This window comes from Tepidibacter mesophilus, assembly GCF_002724055.1.
Lineage (GTDB): Bacteria > Bacillota > Clostridia > Peptostreptococcales > Peptostreptococcaceae > Tepidibacter_A > Tepidibacter_A mesophilus.
In genome coordinates this window covers 1-4,770 of sequence record NZ_BDQY01000046.1, presented here as the reverse complement: position 1 = coordinate 4,770, position 4,770 = coordinate 1, and the positions used below count along the sequence as shown (strand labels likewise).

General features: G+C 24.6%; 3 protein-coding genes. 1 reads left to right on the top strand and 2 read right to left on the bottom strand.

The features are described from left to right. Positions 1-749 precede the first annotated feature (749 nt). Together Tmeso_RS15630 and Tmeso_RS15625 are read right to left on the bottom strand one after the other, a co-directional pair. Positions 750-2,459 (bottom strand): hypothetical protein, encoded by a 1,710-nt coding sequence (locus Tmeso_RS15630; protein WP_099192853.1) that lies wholly within the window; start codon positions 2,457-2,459, stop codon positions 750-752. A 45-nt stretch (positions 2,460-2,504) separates the two neighbouring features. Next, a complete protein-coding gene (locus Tmeso_RS15625; protein WP_278281507.1) occupies positions 2,505-2,867 on the bottom strand; it encodes a GNAT family N-acetyltransferase in 363 nt (120 codons plus the stop codon). 1,472 nt (positions 2,868-4,339) lie between these two features. On the opposite strand from Tmeso_RS15625, the gene Tmeso_RS15620 reads away from it, so the two are divergent. Next, positions 4,340-4,513: a Spo0E family sporulation regulatory protein-aspartic acid phosphatase gene (locus tag Tmeso_RS15620; RefSeq protein ID WP_099192849.1), complete on the top strand. Its 174-nt coding sequence runs from the start codon at positions 4,340-4,342 to the stop codon at positions 4,511-4,513. Positions 4,514-4,770: the final 257 nt, after the last annotated feature.

Genomic DNA, 4,770 nt, shown 5'->3' with positions numbered 1-4,770 from the left:
TAATTCTCTTAATATCTCACTTTTATTTAACATAAAAAGTGTGCACCTTCCTTTCAAGTAATAATTATATTATATCTCACATTATCACCATTTTTTTGGAAGTTTACACACTTTAAATTATATATCCAATTATAGACATTGCCATTGTATCTTATGTGCCTACATCTAATAAATACATACCCATACATACTTTGTATGATGATATTATCTTAGTTGCAATAAATACATATGCTTTTAAAGATGAAATCCATGCTCATGAATTAAAAACCTTGAAGTTAATCTATTCAGATTTAAGTCAATCTTTTGAAGAATGACTTAAATAACTAACTGAAGGACAAGTAAATTATCAACTATATATTGTTCTTTAAAAAAACTATCTTACTTCGATGTTATCCCTATTAGGTATCCTTCCACTTTCAGCTGTGCAAAGCTCATTTTCCCAACCGGTGTAAATGAAATCAGTATTATTATTGTAATTGCCAGTGGTTTATTAAATTTCATTGTTGTTATATAACTACTTTTTTTGCCGAACCTCATTTGTTTTTTATCCTCATATAGTTGAGTTTACGTATTATTCTCGAATATTACCATATCTTCAAAACATAAGTTTATACACATAACCTTTACTACTTCTGTTGCTAATCTCCACTTCCTATTATAATATTATATGAATAATTTGAGGTTAAATAAGTTGAAAATTGCTTATGATACGGTTCAGCTTACATAGTATATTGTAAGTACTATTATATTTAAGAACTATATTTTTCTAAAAGCATTAATTCCGATGTTTCAAAAGAACTCAAAGTAATTGAGTTTAAATCAATGGATACAGATTCAAAGACCCCTTTATCTTTTATTTTAAATTCATTTAATACTATTTTTTCTTCTGATATTTCTTTCAGTTTTCCCTTATAGTTTTCATTTAGAGTTTTTATTTCTACAAAATGATTTTTTACTTGATAACTGTTAAAAATCATATCCCATTTTTTAAGATCAATATAATTTAGTGTATTTAATTTAAAATAATATTCTTTTTGAAGTAGTTCATTGTAAAAATTAGGACAATAAGATAAAGTTTTAATTTGATTTTTTAAGAAAATACAATAACCATCTAATCTTAAGCCTTCTACTCTTACTGCCAGACAATACTCTCCTTCTTCCTTTAAAAGAATCATTTTATTAAAGGTGCACTGTGATTTAAATTGAATTCTTACAAGTTTTTGAAATTCTAAATTACATTCTAATGTTAGATTTTGTAAATCGTCTACAGTAGATTTATTTTCAGATAAAACTTCCTTTGTTGTATTTATGATTGTATTATTTTTTATTTCCTCTTTTTCTAACTTTGTACTCTGTTTATTTTGTGTTTTATTAGTTAAATTCTCTATTTCATTATTTAAATTTTTTTTAAAATAATTAGATTTATATCTCTCTTCTTGTTTATTATGCTTGTGAGTATCTTCTCCTTGAATAGGTACTTGACCATATTTATCTATATATTTTTGAAATTCTTCTCTTAAAGCATCTTCTCCTACTGCTGTTTCTGAACATTTAACTTTGAATCTTCCTGTTTTTCTCAATTTTGCTTCATCATAATCTAATGAATCATTGATTCTTGAAAAAAATTTCGGATTTTCATTTATAAAAGCTTGAATATCATTAAACCAAATAATTAACGCACCTGAAGTATCCCTCGTTGCCCTTTGTACTTCTATTAATTTAATCACATTCCAATCAAGCTTAAAATTTGCCTGAGGAAATTCAAATCCTTTTTTTGTTAAAATTAAATATGAAGTATGTTCTATTTCCTTAAAAAAATGAAACATAGTGGGTATGCTTATAAAACAAGTTATCAGGAAAAAAGTAGCATTATTTACAAATATATTAATGAAAATTAGACTACCTAATCCAATCCATAATATTTGATCTGTACTTCTATTAATCTCTAGTTTATCTTGCGATTTTTCGAGGTAATGTGATGAATACTCTTTTAAAGACATTTCAATTTTTGATTTTAAATCATCAGTTGAACTTTCTATAAAATTATAAGGATATTCTATTATTTTATCTCCTTCATGGGTTTCATTTAAAATATTTGATTGTTGTAATTTTTCATAAAACAATTTTTTTTCTTCTGTCATAACTATATCTTTTCTTAGTTTTATACATAGGTAATATCTGAAAAAAGCAAATTTAATGTAATATGTATCAATATCATTCCAAGGAATCTCCTTCTCATAAGAATATAGTTTAATTCCTTTTTTTCGCAAATCAAAAACAATTAAAGACTTTTTAATCCAATCAAATTTAATTGGATTTTTATGAAAAAGTATAAAATATACTGCACCTAAAATAAAAATTGTTGAAATAATACCTAAACATATCCAGCTAATAACTAAAGTACTCAATATAATATAAAAAACTAATTTCCTATTGTAAACTATTTTAATATCCTCCATAATAATACCTCCCCACTATATTCAACGCATATTCATCTAAAATATCTATAAATTTATACTCAACCTTATCATATCAGTACATCTAATACCATTTTCAATAATTTCTTCTTGATAATATCTTATAAAAAAGTCTCTATCAATTCCAACTATACGAAATCCACACTTTTGATACAATGCAAGTTGTCCTAAACTAGAATTTCCTGTTCCGACCTCCAAAGTTTTTACTCCTAATGATTTAGTCCTTTCTATTGCATCTAAAATCATAAACTGTCCTATTCCCATTCCTTGTTTTTCTTCCTTTACAGCTATATTTACAAGTTCTATAGTATGAGGCCTTGTATTTATTAAAACATAAACTCCAACAATTTCTTTATCAATGAATGATATGTAGCATACACCTCTCTCTATATAATCATCTATAGCACTTTTTGAAGGATCTGCTAAAAGTAATAAATCATAAGGAACTTTTTCTCCTTTTTTTAATTCTCAAATAATAATATCTTCTTTGACTTTCTTCATATTTTACTTTACCTCCTGCTTTTTAAATTACTTTTATTAACTCACAAATTTATTTTATATCGTTTAGGAAAATACCTATGGTATTGCATAAATATATCTTATAAATAGTCTATTCTTTATTATACAATATCTTCCATATATTGTCTTAGATTCTAATGTATCAATTCTACAATATTTAATGAATTCTATGTTCTAAACAACCTTACACATGTATACACACTCTTAAATCTAAAAAAAGAGAATGCTTTTAACATTCTCTTTCACTTCATATAGCATGTAATTAGTTTTAAAATACATACTGCATTCTTATTGAAAAATGCCCCCCAAGCATAACTTGTCCGTTTTTTTATATTCCAACTACATTTGTTTTATGAGCTTTTAAAGACAAAATCCCTAATATGTTTAATAGCTTTTCAATACGTATAACTAAAAACAAGATTGTACTGACTATCATCATAATTCAGCATTTGCTTTACTTTTATTAGTTACTCCTACATCAGTTAATTCATTTAATACAACCTCAAACAAATGAAATAATTTTTAAAGCATATTATTGTCTTTTATTTCTAATAATATTCTATGCTGACTCTTAATCAAACTCCTAATTCTATCGTTCCAAAGCAATTGAATTATTTTATTTTCTTCATTTCCTTTTATTATAAACTCTTCATCAAAATCTTTAATACAACTTGGTGTACATAAACAATTTTTTTCTTTATATGCTTTTCATATGAATCCTCTGAGGTTTTGTATAAATGTTTTTTTATTTTATTTAAATGGAAATATGTTTAAGTTTTTTGCACTTTTATAGTACTTATTTTATATTTATGCAAAAAAACAGTAGCTTTGCTTGACTACTAATTTGGTTATAATAGATATTTATATATTTTATATGTGATTTCTGATTCTATTAACTATAAAAATTTCCCCATTTGAATTATATCATCATAAACTCCTTGTATTTTCAGTCCTTTTATCCTTGTTCTGTTGCAACTTAAATTGTTTTCTCAATTATTTTTCCCCCAATTTTCTATCCTATGTGATCAGTCAATAATCCAATTCCTAAGTATCCAATTTTCATGGAATAGTACCTAAATTTATAAAAAGCTTCGTATAATATATATAGCCCTAATACTCAGGCTAAGTAAAAAATAGTAGTTTATTATTTGGATTTGAATATTTTGCCTACAGTTAGTGTTTTTAAGGATATATAAAACTTAACCTTAATTATTAATTATTATAATTGAGAAGTTTTTAACTTTGCAGGAGTTATAGAATTTTTTTATTTTTACAGTTTAATTATTCTGTATAAAACAACAATCAAAATAATTTAAATGCTATATTAAGGAGACGGTAGAAGTATGGATTTACTAAGCAAAAAGGAAGAAATTAATGCACTTAGAGAAAAGATATATGCTATAACAGCAAATGAAGATATTTTATACAAAAATAAAGAACTAATAAATTTAAGTGAAGAATTAGATATTTTAATAAATGAATATATACATATGAGTAGACTAAAAAAAGACCTTTAAGGTCTTTTTCAGGGTATATTATAATTATTTATCTAAAAATGTTTTTCGTCATATGGAAACTATTTTTCGAAAATATTTAGTTAGTAGTGTAAAAAAATCTATGCTTAAACGAAAATGATTCCTCTTTTTTGAGTATGTAATTAAATGTGTGTAAACTTCATATTTAAGTTTAGATTTTAAATTTTAAAATAGCGATTTAAAGGTATATAGGGGTTTTGTTTTTCTATGAAAAACTAGCCCTTTTCAATATCATTTCC